This is a genomic window from Ruminiclostridium papyrosolvens DSM 2782 (genome assembly GCF_029318685.1).
GTDB classification, from domain to species: Bacteria; Bacillota; Clostridia; order Acetivibrionales; family DSM-1351; genus Ruminiclostridium; species Ruminiclostridium papyrosolvens.
Map to the genome: position 1 here is coordinate 2152930 of NZ_CP119677.1, position 16212 is coordinate 2169141.

Below are 16212 nucleotides of genomic sequence, written 5' to 3' on the forward strand. Positions count from 1 at the left end.
ATAAATGACACAATCTGAAATAGAAATGGAATTTAAAGATTTAAGTCACGAACAACGAGAAGCGGTACTTACTGTTGAAGGGCCGGTTTTACTTATCGCCGGTCCCGGCAGCGGAAAAACAACTGTTATTGTAAACCGCGTTTATAATTTAATTAAATCAGGCATTAATCCAAAAAGTATTCTGACGCTAACCTTTAATAAGGCCGCTCAGCTTGAAATGGACAGGCGTTTCAAAAAGTACTACGGAAGCAGGATAAATGAAAAAGTACAATTCGCCACTCTTCACAGCTTCTGTAATAGAGTAGTCCGAGGCTATGAGACAATGAAGGGGCAGAGCTTGAGGCGTATTGAGGGTACGGAAGAAGATATTAATAAAAAAATGCTGTTAAAGGATATGTATTACAGCATATACAGTGCGAAAATAAGCGATGATGAGCTGGATAATCTTATAAATGAAATAAGCTATATAAAAAATAAAATGATAAAAAATGCTGATGACAGCTTTTTTAGCTCAAAGAAATTCAAAAAGGTCTATAAAACCTATGAAGATTACAAGAAAAAGAATCTCATGATAGACTTTGACGATATGCTTACATATGCCTATAGTATTCTTTCAAGATATCCGCAGGTATTAAAAGAATATAAAAGACAATATAAATATATACAAGTTGACGAAGGCCAGGACTTGTCCAATATACAGTTTGCCATTCTCAAGCTGTTGGCAGGAGCGGACGGGAATATATTTATTGTGGCTGACGATGACCAGTCAATTTACCGATTCAGGGGAGCCGAACCCCAGTATATTCTTAATATAAGTAATGAATTTGAAAATCTCAGGCTTTTCCGACTTGAGAATAACTACAGGTCTTCCGGTAATATAGTAGACCTTACCAGCAAATTCATAATGAAAAATGACAAAAGGTATGTAAAAGCGCACAAAACCAATAATAAAAGGGCTGATGACCCAATGATTATCAGAGCTGATAATGAGAGTGGCCAGCAGGATTTTTTACTAAAAAATATACAAGAACTCCTTAAAGGAAAAAAGCAAAAAAGCGCTGGGATTTTGTACAGAAACAACCTCTCGTCAATTCTTGTTTCGGATAAACTGCAAAGGAATGGAATATCCTTCAGAATCAGGCAGAACAGACTGTTTTTTTTCAAACACTGGCTTGTACAGGAAGTATGTGCCTTCCTGCTCTTTGCACTTTATGGTTGTGACACGGAAGCATTTGCAAAAATATGCTTCAGAATGAATAGATTTATATCAAAATCCATGCTGGATTGTGCCTTGCAGGGTGATGACAATGAAAATGTAATTGACAGAATAATAAATAGTCATGACTTAAAACCCTTCCAGCTAAATGCAATGAGGGAACTAAAAGGAGAATTTGCATCGTTAGCAAAGAAGAATCCTTGGGCGGCATTGGAGTATATAAAAAATAACTTCAGGTATCTGGAAAGTATTAATGATTACAGTACCATATCCGGTCAGTCCTTTGATTACCTCAACAAGCTTTACGGGATTTTACACGGAATATCAGCTGATTGTCCTACTATTTCTTCATTTCTCATGCGGCTACAGGAGTTGGAGCAAATATTTCTGGATGGGGGCTATAGGCACGAGGATGAAAAAAATGAAATAACTCTGAGCACTTTGCACTCATCAAAGGGACTTGAATATGACAATGTATTTATGATAGACCTTGTAAACAGTGAGATTCCGGGGGACAAGGTTATTGAAAACTCTGAAAAAATCGTACTTGAAGAAGAACGGAGACTTTTTTATGTTGGAATGACAAGAGCAAGAAAAAAACTTTATCTCCTCCATCCCGGATTAGTCAATAATGAAAAAGTTTTACCTTCTGTTTTTGTAAATGAGGTTGTACAACTTTTGCAAAAGGACATAATAGATAATATAGATGAAGGGAAATTTGTAAACCATGCCAAATTCGGCAGAGGCGTAGTACTTTCAATAGTGGAGGACCCTTCAAACCATAAGAAATTAATAGAAATAAAGTTTTTCAAGGTGGGTTGCAGAAAATTTGACTTACAGCTTTGCCTTGAAAATAAACTATTACAATTTGAGTAGTACACACAACATAATAAGAAGCTTAAAATGGTTTGCAAAACATAATACCTTTTGCTATCATAGTTTGATATGGAGGAATTTACATGATTGAAAAATATTATCCTGACTTATATTTTGATAGTATAAGACATATTGATATAAATATACTTAAAGAAAGAGGAATAAAAGGGGTTATACTTGATATAGATAATACCCTTGTACCTATGCATACATTGGATGCTGACGAAAATGCAATAAGCTGGGTGGCTGAACTGCAAAAAATAGGCTTCAAGGTTTGTATACTTTCGAATGCTTCACTTAAAAGGGTAACGAGGTTCAACAAAGAAATGTCGGTAATGGCAATACACAGAGCATACAAACCGGCAGGAAAAGCTTTTCTTGCGGCGGCGGAAAAAATGGGGCTTGAGCCTGAAAGTGTAGCGGTTATAGGTGACCAGATATTTACAGATATATATGGGGGAAATAAAGTAAATATGCTAACTGTACTTGTAAAGCCCATAGATAAAAAAGAGATTTTGTATGTCAGATTAAAAAGGCATATAGAAAAAAGAGTCTTAGGTCGTTTTAGCAATGTACAAAAGTCCGGACTGGAAGTAAGAAATGAATGGAAAAAGAATAGGCTTCAAATAGAAAGAAGCCGTTTAAAATAACATTTGGGGGGCAAGCCAATGAACTTGGTTGAATTTGTTAACGGAAAAACACAGTTGTATGGTGTGCTTGGTAATCCAATTGAGCATACTAAGTCACCTTTTATTCATAATACACTATTTAAAAAATTTGGAGTAAATGGTGTTTACTTACCTGTACTTGTTGAAACAGGAAAGTTGGAACAGGTCATGAATGGATTAAAGGGTATAAACTTTTTAGGTTTTAACGTAACTGTTCCATATAAAAAGGATGTTATAAATTATCTGGATGAGGTTTCAGCAGAAGGTATGCTTATGGGTGCAATTAACACCGTAAAAAAGCAAAACGGAAGATTCATAGGTTCTAATACCGATGCCGAAGGTTTTGTCAGGGATTTTTGTGATGGTTTTGGAACCACATTTAAAGGTAAGAGAGTAATGCTATTGGGGGCAGGAGGAACGTCAAGGGCTATAGCTGTCAGGCTTGCAATGGAAGGCATAGAACATCTGACAATAGTAAACAGGACAGAGGCCAACGCAAAAAGTATTTCTAATCTTGTAAACGGCAATTTCGGAAACCTTGTTAGTACAATGCTTCCTGAGAAAGACAAACTTGATAAAGCAATTGAAAACAGCCAGATTGTTATAAACACAACACCTGCCGGAATGAGTACGTATCTTGATTCAACTCCTTTTGATATCGATTTCAACTTCAACGGAACTCAACTGGTTTACGACGTTCTATATGTACCTAAAAAAACAAGATTTTTAATACAGGCAGAAAATGCAGGATGCAAGATAAGAAATGGATTTGGGATGCTGATTAATCAAGGAGTTTCATCTTTTGAGATTTGGACGGGTATTAAGGTTGAAAGAAAAGAAACCAATGAACTTTTAAAAATTATTGAAAATATAGAGGGATTTTAAAAATATTAACGAAATGATTAATGTATGTCATTTTATAAGTTGGTATAAGGGGATGAAAGTATGGTAACGTTGAAAAATTATATGGAAGAAGTTGTATTCAATCTGATAGACGGCGTTCTGGACGATATCAGCATGTGCAAATGCGAATTGTGCGTTAAGGATATAGCTGCTCTTGCTCTTAACAGCCTTCCTCCGAAATACATTGCCTCTGAAAAAGGTGAGCTGTATTCAAAGGTAAACAGTTTAAGAAATCAATTTGAGGTAGACGTCATTTTAGCTATTACAAAAGCAGCAGTTCTTGTCAAAAAAACACCCAGACACGAATAACTCAATAACTACTTATCTCCCATAGAATTATTGCTTTCTCTGCGGGAGGAAATAATCTTGTGAATTATAAATAGGACAATACAGATTAAAATCAGCGCTATTACTATATTTTCAAAACCCTTAAAATACGGCCTGATTTTAGTCTCGTAATCCTTTCCGAAGACATAACCCAGATAAATCAAAGTAAAGTTCCATGGAAGCATTCCTATTGTTGAGAAAATAAAAAACTTTAATTTATTTATTTTAGCAATTCCGGCAGGTAAAGAAATAAATGTTCTGATTACAGGAAGAAGTCTTCCCAAGCACACAGCCAGCATACCTCTTTTTCTGAATACCTCTTCTGCTTTATAAAAATTCTTTTCTGATACAAAAAAGTACTTTCCGTATTTCAGTATGAAAGGTCTTCCGCCGTAGGAACCAACCAAATATGCAATCATAGAACCAATAAGACTGCCCACGGCTGCAGCAATATTTGCTTCAAGAAGAGTAATGCTCCCCTGAGAGGCCATCATTCCTCCAAAAGGCAGTATAATTTCACTCGGAAGAGGAATACAACTGCTTTCAAAGAGCATCCAAAGCCCAATCCCCCAGACTCCCATACCCTCTATAATATCTATTAAAGGCATTAAAATATTGTGAATAACAGTAGTCATTTTTACACTCCTTAAAATTTATCCCTTTGATGTTCCTTTAGTATCAGTTTTTGAATTTGAGGGATTATGCTTTTTAGTAACAGACTTTTTTGTAACAGGAGGGGACTTAACTTCGTCCTCATTATTGCTACTTTCATCAGGGACATAGAGTTCACCTGATGGTGTCGCTATACCGTTGGCAGAATAGAAATAATTCTCAACTACCTCAGCCGACGGAAGAGACTCTTTTGATTCAATATTGATTAAATTACCATTGTATAAGTAGTACCATCCTCTGTTTATATACTTGTCTTCACCGTCAAGACGGAAAGAGTTAAAGTTGTCAGGGGAAATACTTATGAGTCCGGTGGACATCTTTAACGCATCTGATAAAGTCATATTTGTTATAATATTTTGAAAAGCATAATTAATCACAGGATTTAGCTTTGGAATATTCTGTACCTTTAGCTTTTGTTTTATAAATTCTTTTATAAACTTCATCTGCATCTCGGTTCTCTTTATATCACTACCGTCATAAAATTCTTTTAACTCTTGCGAATAATGCTCGCCGTTTGGTTTTCTGAAACGCAGCAATTGTTCAACCCCGTCACCGTCCAGCAACTGAGAGCCTTTTTTCAAATTGATATGAAGATTTTGAGTAGGGTCATCATACTTCATATCAACAGGAACGTCAAAATAAACTCCTCCAAGCATATCTGTAATCTTCTTGATTGCGGAAATATTGATATGAACATAATAGTTGATATTGATTCCTGTTAATTTACTAACAACCTCAGCTGAATATTTTGCACCTTCATGGTTCCTTCCTCCTGCAGCATAAGCCGCGTTGATTTTTGGAAGTATATTATTTTTTAATTTAACCCTAGTATCTCTCGGTATTGTAACGATGCTTACCTGTCTTTTTTCGGGATTATAGTTTGCTACCATCATTGAATCCGTATTACCGCTTGACTTGTCACCTACCATCAGGAAGAAGTTCATAGGTTCCTTACTGGTGGTGGAGTTAAGTCCTTGGAGTATGGCAGGAACAGCATTTTTACCGTCTGCTCCTGTTACGCTGTTAGCGTAGTAAAGCAATACTGCTCCCATTCCAAAAAGAAATATGCCTACTACTATAGTAATTATATAAGTGAATTTTCTAGTGTTCATCTTAAGACCTCTTAATAGTTTATAGTTTACAGTCAGCAATTATTATATCATATATTTATTGAAAATTTATATAAATAATCTGTTCTGGTGTATAATTAAAAGTTTGTTCAAATTTTACATACTTAAAACACTGAAAAAACCCCCTGTAAAGTGCTAAACGTGTCGAATTTCTTCATTTACTTTACACTGATAATACTTTATAATAATAAACAATGTATGCTGATTGTAATCAAGTATTACAATAATTAATCAAAAAGAGACGGGGGAATATCAATGAAAAAGCTCATGCTCGGCAATGAAGCCGTGGCAAGAGGAGCATATGAGGCAGGTTGCTCAGTAGCAGCTGCTTATCCGGGAACTCCTAGTACTGAAATTACTGAGTACATATCAAAATATGACGAAATATATTCCGAGTGGGCACCGAATGAAAAGGTGGCGCTTGAGGTTGCTATAGGTTCATCCATCGGAGGAGCAAGATCCATATGTTCCATGAAACACGTAGGACTTAATGTTGCAGCAGACCCTCTATTTACAGTATCTTATACCGGCGTAAACGGAGGTCTTGTTATAATGGTTGCTGATGACCCTGGGATGCACAGTTCCCAGAATGAACAGGACAGCAGGTTCTATGCAAGGTCATCAAAGGTTCCAATGCTTGAACCTTCTGACTCTCAGGAATGTAAGGACTTCGTAAAACAGGCGTTCTCCATAAGTGAGACATATGACTGTCCTGTAATCGTCAGACTATCCACCAGGGTATCCCATTCCCAAAGTGCTGTTGAAATGATGGATAAAGAAGATTACAAGTTAAAACAATATTCCAAGGATGCAAACAAGTATGTCATGATGCCTGCTATGGCAAGAAAAAGACATGTTGTAGTTGAAAAAAGAATGGCTGCTTTGAGAGAATTCTCAAATGATAGCGGACTAAACAAAGTTGAAATGGCAAGCAAAGACATTGGGGTTATAACCAGCGGAATTTCATATCAGTATGTAAAAGAAGCCATGCCCGATGCATCTGTATTAAAAATAGGTATGGTACACCCAATTCCTGAAAAACTTATTGCTGAGTTTGCGGCAAATGTAAAAACTCTGTATGTAGTAGAAGAGTTGGAGCCATTCTTTGAAAATCAAATTAAGAAAATGGGCATAAAAGTAATAGGTAAGGAAAAGCTTCCTGTAACCGGTGAGTTTAGCGCTCAACTGGTTGCGGAAAAACTACTTGATAAAAAGTTTGATTCCAAGGAAGCTTCCAATAATGCCGTTCCGGTAAGACCTCCCGTAATGTGTCCGGGATGTCCTCACAGAGGCATGTTCTACGTTATCAAAAAATTGGGCCTGACCGTCAGCGGAGATATCGGCTGTTACACCCTTGGCGCGTTGCCTCCTAACGAAGCAATGGACATATGTGTCTGTATGGGAGCAAGCATTGGTGTTGCACACGGGCTGGAAAAAGCACGTGGAGCCGAATTCAGAAAAAAAACCGTTGCAGTTATCGGTGATTCAACATTTATACATTCAGGTATTACAGGTTTAATAGATATCGTATATAATAAAGGTAACTCCACTGTAATCATTCTTGATAATTCAATTACAGGAATGACTGGTCACCAGCACAACCCGACAACGGGATTTACAATCAAGGGTGAACCTACAAAACAGGTAGATCTTGAACTTCTTTGCAAATCAGTTGGTGTTGACAGAGTTACCGTGGTAGATCCTTTTGATATAAAGGAATTTGAGAAGGTTGTAAAAGCTGAAACTGATGCAGACGAGCCTTCGGTAATAATTTCTCAGCGCCCCTGTGCACTTTTGAAGCATGTTAAATATGAAGGAAGCCACAGAATAATCCAGGATAAATGTAAAAAGTGCAGAATGTGCATGAAAATAGGATGTCCGGCCATAGTTGAGAAGGGCGATCACCTTGAAATAAACCCTGCACTTTGTGTAGGTTGCAAGCTCTGCACCAAAATATGCGGATTTGGTGCTATTGAAAGGGCGGGTGAATAAGGTGAAAAAATTAAATCTACTTATAGTTGGTGTTGGCGGACAGGGAACTCTTCTGGCCAGCAGAATACTGGGAACAGTTGCATTGAAACTGAATTTTGACGTTAAGGTCTCAGAGGTACACGGTATGTCCCAAAGAGGCGGCAGCGTTGTTACATATGTAAAGTATGGGGAGAAGGTATATTCACCTCTTATTGAAAAGGGCGAGGCCGACCTCATTATTGCCTTTGAACAGTTAGAAGCCCTAAGGTGGGTGGAGTATCTTCATAAAGACGGCAAGATGATAGTTAACGAGCAGGAAATTGATCCAATGCCTGTAATTATAGGAAAGGCTAAGTATCCTGAAAAAATACTTGACAACTTAAAGACATCATATAGCATTTACTCACTTGACGCACTAAAAATAGCCAGAGAATGTGGGACGATAAAGGCTGTAAATATTGTTCTGCTTGGAGTAATGGCTAAATTAGCAGGTATTGATAAAAAAATATTTATGGAAGCCATAAATGAAGTTGTTCCTGCAAAGGTACTTGATGTAAATATCAAAGCCTTTGAGGAAGGCTACAATTATCATAATTAAGAATTTAAGCCTATTGCTTTTGTGTGGGGCTACATTTTGTAAGTAAACCCTGAAAGCCATTCCGCGTGGGATGATGGCAAAGAATATATAAATTTATATTTATTCTTGGGAGGGTGAAAGTTTATGTTATATTGGAATAAGGCATACGAATGTATGTCCAGAGAAGAAATGCGTAAGGTTCAATCGGAAAGATTAATTAAAACTGTAAAGCTGGTATATGATAATGTACCTACTTACAGAAAGAAGATGCAGGAAAAGGGAATGTTGCCCGGAGATATCAAGTCTGTTGATGATTTGAAAAACTTACCCTTTACCTATAAGCAGGACCTGAGAGATACATATCCATACGGACTGTTTGCAGTACCTATGAGTGAAATTGTCAGAGTCCATGCATCTTCGGGAACAACCGGTAAGAAAACGGTTGTAGGCTACACCAAAAATGACCTTGATGTTTGGTCTGAGGTTATTGCTCGAACCTTTACGGCTGCCGGAGCAGTAAAGGACTCATTCCTGCAGATATCTTACGGTTACGGATTATTTACCGGAGGCCTGGGTGCTCATTATGGCGGTGAGAAACTGGGAGCTACAGTTATACCTACTTCATCAGGAAACACAAAGCTGCAGCTTTCAATTATGCAGGATTTCGGTACAACTCATCTTGCATGTACGCCTTCTTATGCTTTATATTTGGCTGAGGAGATGGAAGAGCTTGGAATCAAGAGAAGCGATTTAAAGCTGCAGGCCGGCATTTTCGGGGCGGAGCCTTGGTCGGAAAGTATGAGGCAGGAAATACAGGACAGACTAAAAATTAAAGCCTTCGATATATATGGGCTAAGCGAGGTAATAGGGCCTGGAGTTGCATGTGAATGTGATTATCAGAGCGGCATGCATATACCGGAAGATCATTTTATTCCGGAAATTATTGATCCTGATACAGGGGAAGTACTTCCTGAAGGCTCAGAAGGTGAAATTGTATTTACGACTATTACAAAAGAAGGGCTTCCTTTAATAAGGTACAGAACCAGAGACCTTTCTTCGTTGAATTATGATAAATGTGAATGCGGACGTACAGAAGTAAGAATGAACAAGGTTGCCGGCAGAACTGACGACATGCTTATAATCAGAGGTGTAAATGTTTTCCCTTCACAGGTGGAAAGTGTTCTGTTATCAATTGGCGAGACTGCACCTCATTACATGTTGGTAGTGGATAGAAAAGATAATCTGGACACACTGGAAATTCAGGTTGAAATAACTCCAAGCTTATTCTCAGATGAAGTAAAAAAGCTGGAAGATGTAGAAAAGAAGATTTCTAAGGAAATCAACAGTACTTTGGGAATAGGTGCAAAAATCAAGCTGGTTGAACCTAAATCCATTCAGCGCAGCGAAGGTAAGGCAAAAAGAGTTATTGATAAAAGGGTTATATAATAAGGGTTAAGTTAATTCATTAACAATTATAAAGGAGGCCTGTTAACCATGCTTGTTAAACAAATTTCAGTTTTCTTAGAAAATAAATCAGGAAGGTTGGCTGATGTAACCAGAACACTTGCGGATAATGACATTAATATCTGCGCCATGTCTATAGCTGATACTACGGATTTTGGCATATTAAGACTTATTGTTAATAAGCCGGAAGATGCTGAGCGTTTTTTGAGTGAGCAGCAGTTTACGGTAAGCTGTACCAGCGTTATTGCAATTGGAGTTGAAGATAAGCCGGGAGGACTTGCAAAGTCATTGGACATTCTTCGTGATAATGGCATAAGCATTGAATATATGTATGCTTTTGTAGGAAAAACAGGTAATGAAGCATTTGTAATTTTGAGAGTTGAAAACCCAGAGACGGCAATAGAAACTTTAGTGAAATCCGGAATAGAAATACTACCAAGCGACAAGATTTATTGTGCATAAATAGCACAGCTATAAAGGGCTGCCTCTTATATTTTTGAGGCAGCCCTTTATCAGCGTAAAGTATTTAAAATATCCTGAACTGTTACAAGACATATGTTATCAGGAATATTGTCTTCCTTAGAACATACGGAAACAATGTGGCTATTGTCAATTTCAAATTGACTGAAAAAGCAATTTGAAAGGTTATTGTTGTCTTTTGCGGATACACATATTCTGTCCGACCCTATGTTAATGGAAAAAGAATCTAAAGGCAGTGACAAACCCCTTCCATCAGCTTTTATGTAACTTTCCTTCAATGTCCAAAGCATAAAAAAGTATCTGGTACGGTAATGCTCCGGTTGGCTCATAAGGCTTTCATATTCATTCTGTGAAAAAAATCTTTTTGCTATGCCAAAATCCGCTTGTTTTATAAGTTCCACGTCTATTCCACAAGGTTTATCTGAAATAATACAGACAACCCATTCTCCGGAATGGGATATATTGTAAAGAACAGATTTGTCCGCAATTGGCAGGTATGGTTTATTAAAAGAGTCCGTTTTGAAACTGATATCTTCATTTTTTATGTTTAAGTCTTTACTTATGGCATATCTGGCAATAATTTCACCAAGAAGACATCTTATAGAATCCTCCTTAAATAAAAACTTTTCCATTTTTGCTTTTCTCTCATCAGAAATTAATCTTTTTAGTAAATTTATATTATCATCAGTACATGCAGAAATGTTAATTCCATATAAATTAATCAAGAAACCCCAACCTTTCATAAAACAGCATACATAGCTTATACACCGAATTCTATTCTAACAGAGATTTACATATTTGTGAAGTTTATATAGGGATTAAGCAGGAACTATGGAAATCCAAAACTGTATAATATATAATATATTGGGTTAAGAGTAAAAAGTTTATAAAATATTGAAACTATTTATCAAGAGGAGTAATATGAAGAATACAATTAATCTTTTTTGCTTTCCATATGCCGGGGGTTCCTCAAGCATATATTCCAAGTTAAAACATTTTGCCGACAAAAATATAAAAGTAATGCCTGTGGAACTTGCAGGGAGAGGACATAGGATAAGCGAGCCATTATACAATAATATGGAAGAAGTAATAAATGATGTTTACGGCAAAATATCATCGTCAATTGATGAACAGCCCTATGCTTTGTTGGGACATAGTATGGGAAGCTCCATCGTACTTGAACTGGCTCAGAAAATTCATAAAAACAAAAAAACAGAGCCGCTGCACCTTTTTTTCTCAGGCAGATGCCCCCCTGCACTTTATAATAATGATAAAAAAATATATAATTTACCCGATGAAAAATTTATAAATGAGGTTTATGAACTGGGAGGTACACCAAAAGAGGTTTTTGAAAATATGGAATTGCGGCAATTGTTTTTGCCAATATTAAGGTCTGATTATAAACTGATAGAAGAGTATATTTATATAGATAAAGATGAAAAATTAAGCTGTGACATAACAGTCTTTAACGGGAAAGAGGACAAAATGACCAGCTTTGAAGGAATGAAGGGATGGGGAGAATATACATCAGGCAGAACAGAGGTAATTGAGTTTGATGGCGGACACTTTTTTCTGCATAATCAAATGGAGCAAATCATGAATACAATTAACAAAACTTTGAATCGTTAATTAAAAAAAATAGATGTCGGAACCATAAACTGTCCTTTGGTTCCGACATTTTAGTGTGTCAGGAAGAAACAATTACTTCTTTATGGAATTCATATAATTATAGATAACTGTATCACACCAGTCATCAAATTCTTTGTCTTGGGTCTGGAGTTCCGGATGTGAAAGAATATTTTCCAAAACAAGTCTGACCCCCTGATCAAAGCGCACAGTTGCATTAAAACCCGGTACCAACCTTTTTATTTTTGAATTGTCGAATACAACCGTATTTGATTTATCCCCCAAAAGGGAGCCTGTGAAATCATAGTCGCCGGATGCTGCAAGATAATCAGTCGCAATGTGTACAGCATTAAGTTTTACTCCTAAAGCAGAAGCAATTATCTCGTAAATCTGGTTCCATGTAAGGCTTTCATCGGAAGTAATATGAATTGCTTCGCCAATGGCATGTATATTGCCCATTAAGCCAATAAAACCTTTAGCAAAATCAGTGTTATATGTTAAAGTCCATAGAGAGCTACCGTCACCGTGAATAATCACAGGTTTGTTTTCCAGCATTCTCTTAATTACCTGCCAACTGCCATTATTTCCATGAACACCCAAAGGGATGCTGCTGTCATCATAAGTGTGGCTGGGGCGTACGATAGTTACCGGAAAGCCATTGCTGCGGTATTGGGACATTAGAAGCTCCTCACAAGCAATTTTATTGCGTGAGTATTCCCAATAAGGGTTTGCAAGTGGAGTTGATTCTGTTATACGAAAATCAGACAAGGGCTTTTGATAGGCTGAAGCAGAACTAATAAATATGTACTGCTTTGTTCTGCCTGAAAAAAGTCTGATATCACGTTCAACCTGTGAAGGTACAAAGGCAATAAAATCTGCCACAACATCAAAATTCTCATCTTTTATAAGAGAACACACAAGTTCTTCATCATTTATATCAGCCCTTAGAAGTTTTACTCCTTCAGGAAGTCTTTCGGTTCTGTTACCTCTGTTAAGCAGATAAAGCTCCCAACCCTGTTCAACTAAAGCGGACGATATTGCCGAACTAATAATGCCGGTTCCACCAACAAATAATGCCTTCATAATTGGTCTCCTTTGATTTTATTATTTCAATCATTTGTACTGGTAAATAATATATAAAAGTATTATATAACGATAATAAAAATAAATACATAATCATATGATGAAAAAAAGTACTTGAAAGCCTACATAAATATGTTATAATTATATTGATTAATTGAACTCAAATTTCTATTCTTGTAATTCCATTTCTTAAATTAATTCCTTTTTTTAAATGTTTGCTTACTATTTTGTTTTCATGTTGTATAATAAATAAATACGGTTTATTTACTTTATAACGGAGGCACAAATATGAAAGCAGAAATATTAGCCGTTGGTACAGAGTTGCTCATGGGGCAGATTGTTAATACCAATGCACAGTATATATCTTCAAAACTGCCTGAAGCGGGAGTTGGAGTGTATTATCACAGTGTAGTAGGTGATAACCCAGATAGATTGGAAGATTCTTTAAAACTGGCTTTGGAACGGTGTGACATTGTTATTACAACAGGTGGTCTGGGACCTACGCAGGATGACTTGACAAAGGAGACTATTTCTCGGGTCTGCGGAAAAAAGCTGGTTATTCACGAAGAGAGCCTGAATAAGATAAAAAACTATTTCAGCAGGCTTGGAAGACAGATGACCCCAAACAATGAAAAGCAAGCCTATATGCCCGAAGGTTGTATAGTGCTCAAAAATAATAATGGTACTGCACCGGGATGTATAATAGAAATGGGAGAAAAGGCAGTTATAATGCTCCCGGGCCCTCCTGTTGAGATGAAACCTATGTTTTTGGATTATGTTATGCCCTATTTCAAAAATAAGGGGGCTTATTCTCTGAAATCAGTAATTTTAAGGGTTTTTGGCATTGGTGAATCAGCCATGGAAACTAAAATTATGGATTTGATTGATGGACAAACAAACCCCACTATTGCCACATATGCCAAGGAAGGCGAAGTTACCATAAGGATAACGGCAAGTGTTCCAATGGGACAAAGTGCAGAGCAAATACTCATGCCTGTTGTAAATGAGATTAAGAGAAGAACCGGAGAGAATCTGTATTCTGATAAGGATGAAACTTTGGATTCTGTGGCTGCAGGACTTCTTTTCGAAAACAATATCACAATTGCAACTGCCGAGTCCTGCACAGGAGGTCTTATTTCAGAAATGCTTACTGATGTACCGGGTATTTCCAAGGTGTTTATGGGTGGAGCAGTGACTTATTCCAATGAAGCGAAAATGGAATACCTTGGAGTAAAAGAGCAGACACTTAAGGCTCATGGAGCTGTCAGCCGTGAAACAGCCGCAGAGATGGCAGAGGGCATCAGAAAGAGGTTAAAGACAGACATTGGTATATCTGTTACCGGAATAGCAGGCCCGGGCGGAGGTACTGATGAGAAACCTGTCGGATTAGTTTACGTAGGTCTTTCCAGCGAAGGTGGTACAATCACAAAAGAGCTGAGACTATCAGGTAATAGAAAAAAAATCAGAACGATTACGGCATTAAATGTGTTTGACTTAATAAGAAGACATGTCTTAAAGCTGGAAATAGATCTTTGATAATTGATATACACAGGAAAAGGACTGCAATGGGCAGTCGGGAGGGTTAAGTTGAGTTCAAATAATAAAAAATTAACAGGTGCCGCAATAATAGTAATGGCATCTTTGGTTGTAAGCAGAATAACCGGCTATTTAAGAACAATACTGATTAATAATCTGCTTACGGCAGCACAGTCGGATTCATTGCTGGCAGCTTTCAGAACCACTGACTTGATGTACAATTTATTAATCGGCGGGGCAATTTCTGCCGCACTTGTTCCCGTACTATCGGGGTATATTGCCAAAGATGAGGAAGAGGACGGCTGGAAAGCTATCGGAACTTTTGTAAACGTTGTATTTATAACCATGATTGGTGTTTGCATACTTGGAGTGATTTTTGCTCCTGCTGTTGTATCCATGACTGCGTCAGGTTTAACAGGGGAAAAAAGGGAGCTGACAATACAGCTTACCAGAATACTGTTCCCGTCAGTTGGTTTTATGATGCTTGCAGGAATAACAAATGGAGTTCTTTACTCATATAAGAGATTTGCTTCCGCTGCATTTGCACCATCAGTATATAACCTTGGAACTGCACTTAGCATACTCATACTTAGCAGATTTGGCGTAAGATACGTTGCATATGGTGTATTGGCAAGTGCAATCATATATTTCATAATGCAGATATCCTTCGCATGGCCGAATTTAAAGTATTACAGACCTGTAATTCTTTGGAAGAACCAGGGGTTCAGAAGGTTGTTCAGACTTGCAATACCATCTCTTGCAGCTTCTGCCATAGCACAAATAAATATACTTATATCACTGAATTTTATATCAATGTTTAAAAATGACGGGAGTATCACAGCATACTATAATGCAAATGATTTATGGCAACTGCCCTACGGCATATTTGCAATGGGGCTCGGAACAGCAATTCTTCCTACCCTTTCAGAAAAACTGGCACTAAAAAAGGTAGGGGAATTTAAGGAAATACTTAATAACGGTTTTAGAACAATTCTGTACCTTATAATACCGTCATCAGTGGCATTCATTGTACTTTCTCAACCTGTCGTCAGTGTTGTTTACAAATGGTCGCAAGTTATAGGAAAAGACAGAATAATAACGGCAGGCAGCATATTATTGCTGTTTACGGCAGCTATGATTGCCCAGTCGATGCTTGCTCTTTTAAACAGAGCTTTTTATGCGGATAATGATACCAAGACGCCTCTTTACATTGGTACAATATCTATTGCACTGAACTTTGTTTTCTGCTACATATTCTTGAAAGCCACAGACCTTGGGCCCGCCGGAATGTCATTATCATATTCCATACAAAGTGTGGTAAATATGGCTATTATGATGGTGATAATATCAAAACGAATGAATGGAATGGGATGGAAAAAACTGTTTGACTATGCATTAAAGCTTTTGGGAGCTGCGGTTATAATGGGGGTAGTATTATTCATTTTAAATAAGTTCATCCCTATTGATTTTACAAAGCCTTTTGCAATGCACTCAAAGCTCATTGAAATAGCAGCATTGGGAATTGAGATTTTAGTGGGAGCCTCAGTTTATTTTGCATTTACCATGTTGTTTAAAATTGACGAGGCAGTTGCAGTTAAGAATAAGCTTGTTGGGAAAATCAGGGGCTTAGTAAAAAAAGCATAAGTATCAAAATATTTTAAATTTAACAGTTGACTGTAGATA

The 16212-nt window shown here is 37.2% G+C and carries 15 protein-coding genes; 11 read left to right on the plus strand and 4 right to left on the minus strand.

The genetic code is table 11. The features are described 5' to 3' along the window. The first annotated feature begins 4 nt into the window (after nucleotides 1–4). The 4 genes from P0092_RS10070 (at nucleotide 5) to P0092_RS10085 (ending at nucleotide 3972) form a co-directional block, all read left to right on the plus strand. Entirely contained in the window at nucleotides 5–2092 is a 2088-nt protein-coding gene (locus P0092_RS10070) for an ATP-dependent helicase (protein ID WP_004620372.1), read from the plus strand. A gap of 83 nt (nucleotides 2093–2175) precedes the next feature. Then, entirely contained in the window at nucleotides 2176–2742 is a 567-nt protein-coding gene (locus tag P0092_RS10075) for a YqeG family HAD IIIA-type phosphatase (RefSeq protein WP_004620373.1), read from the plus strand. Between the two features lie 18 nt (nucleotides 2743–2760). Next, nucleotides 2761–3645, plus strand: a complete 885-nt coding sequence (gene aroE, locus P0092_RS10080) for a shikimate dehydrogenase (RefSeq protein WP_004620374.1) — start codon at nucleotides 2761–2763, stop codon at nucleotides 3643–3645. 60 nt (nucleotides 3646–3705) lie between these two features. Further along, nucleotides 3706–3972 (plus strand): late competence development ComFB family protein, encoded by a 267-nt coding sequence (locus P0092_RS10085; protein WP_004620375.1) that lies wholly within the window; start codon nucleotides 3706–3708, stop codon nucleotides 3970–3972. An 8-nt stretch (nucleotides 3973–3980) separates the two neighbouring features. On the opposite strand, the gene P0092_RS10090 is transcribed toward P0092_RS10085, so the two are convergent. Together P0092_RS10090 and P0092_RS10095 are read right to left on the minus strand one after the other, a co-directional pair. Beyond that, nucleotides 3981–4625 carry a DedA family protein gene (locus tag P0092_RS10090; RefSeq protein WP_004620376.1) on the minus strand — a complete coding sequence of 215 codons (645 nt, stop codon included), beginning with the start codon at nucleotides 4623–4625 and terminating at the stop codon, nucleotides 3981–3983. A gap of 18 nt (nucleotides 4626–4643) precedes the next feature. After that, on the minus strand, nucleotides 4644–5774 hold the full coding sequence (locus tag P0092_RS10095; RefSeq protein WP_004620377.1) for an LCP family protein: 1131 nt from the start codon (nucleotides 5772–5774) through the stop codon (nucleotides 4644–4646). A 273-nt stretch (nucleotides 5775–6047) separates the two neighbouring features. On the opposite strand from P0092_RS10095, the gene iorA reads away from it, so the two are divergent. The 4 genes from iorA to P0092_RS10115 all read left to right on the plus strand — a co-directional run bounded on the left by iorA (nucleotide 6048) and on the right by P0092_RS10115 (nucleotide 10266). Next, the gene (gene iorA / locus P0092_RS10100) at nucleotides 6048–7784 is read left to right on the plus strand and encodes an indolepyruvate ferredoxin oxidoreductase subunit alpha (RefSeq protein WP_004620378.1); all 1737 of its coding nucleotides are present in this window, start codon (nucleotides 6048–6050) and stop codon (nucleotides 7782–7784) included. A gap of 1 nt (nucleotide 7785) precedes the next feature. Further along, a complete protein-coding gene (locus P0092_RS10105; RefSeq protein WP_004620379.1) occupies nucleotides 7786–8361 on the plus strand; it encodes an indolepyruvate oxidoreductase subunit beta in 576 nt (191 codons plus the stop codon). A gap of 123 nt (nucleotides 8362–8484) precedes the next feature. Continuing rightward, nucleotides 8485–9786: a phenylacetate--CoA ligase family protein gene (locus P0092_RS10110; RefSeq protein ID WP_004620380.1), complete on the plus strand. Its 1302-nt coding sequence runs from the start codon at nucleotides 8485–8487 to the stop codon at nucleotides 9784–9786. Nucleotides 9787–9834: 48 nt separating this feature from the next. Further along, complete coding sequence (locus P0092_RS10115) at nucleotides 9835–10266, plus strand: ACT domain-containing protein (protein ID WP_004620381.1); 432 nt, start codon at nucleotides 9835–9837, stop codon at nucleotides 10264–10266. 50 nt (nucleotides 10267–10316) lie between these two features. Here P0092_RS10115 and P0092_RS10120 read toward each other — a convergent pair whose 3' ends face one another. After that, nucleotides 10317–11009 carry a 4'-phosphopantetheinyl transferase family protein gene (locus P0092_RS10120; protein WP_004620382.1) on the minus strand — a complete coding sequence of 231 codons (693 nt, stop codon included), beginning with the start codon at nucleotides 11007–11009 and terminating at the stop codon, nucleotides 10317–10319. Between the two features lie 196 nt (nucleotides 11010–11205). On the opposite strand from P0092_RS10120, the gene P0092_RS10125 reads away from it, so the two are divergent. Continuing rightward, complete coding sequence (locus P0092_RS10125) at nucleotides 11206–11913, plus strand: thioesterase II family protein (RefSeq protein ID WP_004620383.1); 708 nt, start codon at nucleotides 11206–11208, stop codon at nucleotides 11911–11913. 72 nt (nucleotides 11914–11985) lie between these two features. Here P0092_RS10125 and P0092_RS10130 read toward each other — a convergent pair whose 3' ends face one another. Further along, complete coding sequence (locus P0092_RS10130; RefSeq protein WP_004620384.1) at nucleotides 11986–12993, minus strand: SDR family oxidoreductase; 1008 nt, start codon at nucleotides 12991–12993, stop codon at nucleotides 11986–11988. Nucleotides 12994–13281: 288 nt separating this feature from the next. On the opposite strand from P0092_RS10130, the gene P0092_RS10135 reads away from it, so the two are divergent. Both P0092_RS10135 and murJ read left to right on the plus strand, forming a co-directional pair. Next, a complete protein-coding gene (locus P0092_RS10135) occupies nucleotides 13282–14529 on the plus strand; it encodes a competence/damage-inducible protein A (protein ID WP_004620385.1) in 1248 nt (415 codons plus the stop codon). A 51-nt stretch (nucleotides 14530–14580) separates the two neighbouring features. Beyond that, entirely contained in the window at nucleotides 14581–16173 is a 1593-nt protein-coding gene (gene murJ, locus P0092_RS10140) for a murein biosynthesis integral membrane protein MurJ (protein ID WP_004620386.1), read from the plus strand. Nucleotides 16174–16212 lie beyond the last annotated feature (39 nt).

Bases quoted from the DNA above. Each gene is read 5' to 3' on its own strand.
- P0092_RS10095 (WP_004620377.1), bottom strand. From the start codon at position 5,774: ATGAACACTAGAAAATTCACTTATATAATTACTATAGTAGTAGGCATA.
- aroE (WP_004620374.1), top strand. From the start codon at position 2,761: ATGAACTTGGTTGAATTTGTTAACGGAAAAACACAGTTGTATGGTGTG.
- P0092_RS10125 (WP_004620383.1), top strand. From the start codon at position 11,206: ATGAAGAATACAATTAATCTTTTTTGCTTTCCATATGCCGGGGGTTCC.
- P0092_RS10075 (WP_004620373.1), top strand. From the start codon at position 2,176: ATGATTGAAAAATATTATCCTGACTTATATTTTGATAGTATAAGACAT.
- P0092_RS10135 (WP_004620385.1), top strand. From the start codon at position 13,282: ATGAAAGCAGAAATATTAGCCGTTGGTACAGAGTTGCTCATGGGGCAG.
- P0092_RS10070 (WP_004620372.1), top strand. From the start codon at position 5: ATGACACAATCTGAAATAGAAATGGAATTTAAAGATTTAAGTCACGAA.
- P0092_RS10115 (WP_004620381.1), top strand. From the start codon at position 9,835: ATGCTTGTTAAACAAATTTCAGTTTTCTTAGAAAATAAATCAGGAAGG.
- P0092_RS10130 (WP_004620384.1), bottom strand. From the start codon at position 12,993: ATGAAGGCATTATTTGTTGGTGGAACCGGCATTATTAGTTCGGCAATA.
- iorA (WP_004620378.1), top strand. From the start codon at position 6,048: ATGAAAAAGCTCATGCTCGGCAATGAAGCCGTGGCAAGAGGAGCATAT.
- P0092_RS10085 (WP_004620375.1), top strand. From the start codon at position 3,706: ATGGTAACGTTGAAAAATTATATGGAAGAAGTTGTATTCAATCTGATA.
- P0092_RS10110 (WP_004620380.1), top strand. From the start codon at position 8,485: ATGTTATATTGGAATAAGGCATACGAATGTATGTCCAGAGAAGAAATG.
- P0092_RS10090 (WP_004620376.1), bottom strand. From the start codon at position 4,625: ATGACTACTGTTATTCACAATATTTTAATGCCTTTAATAGATATTATA.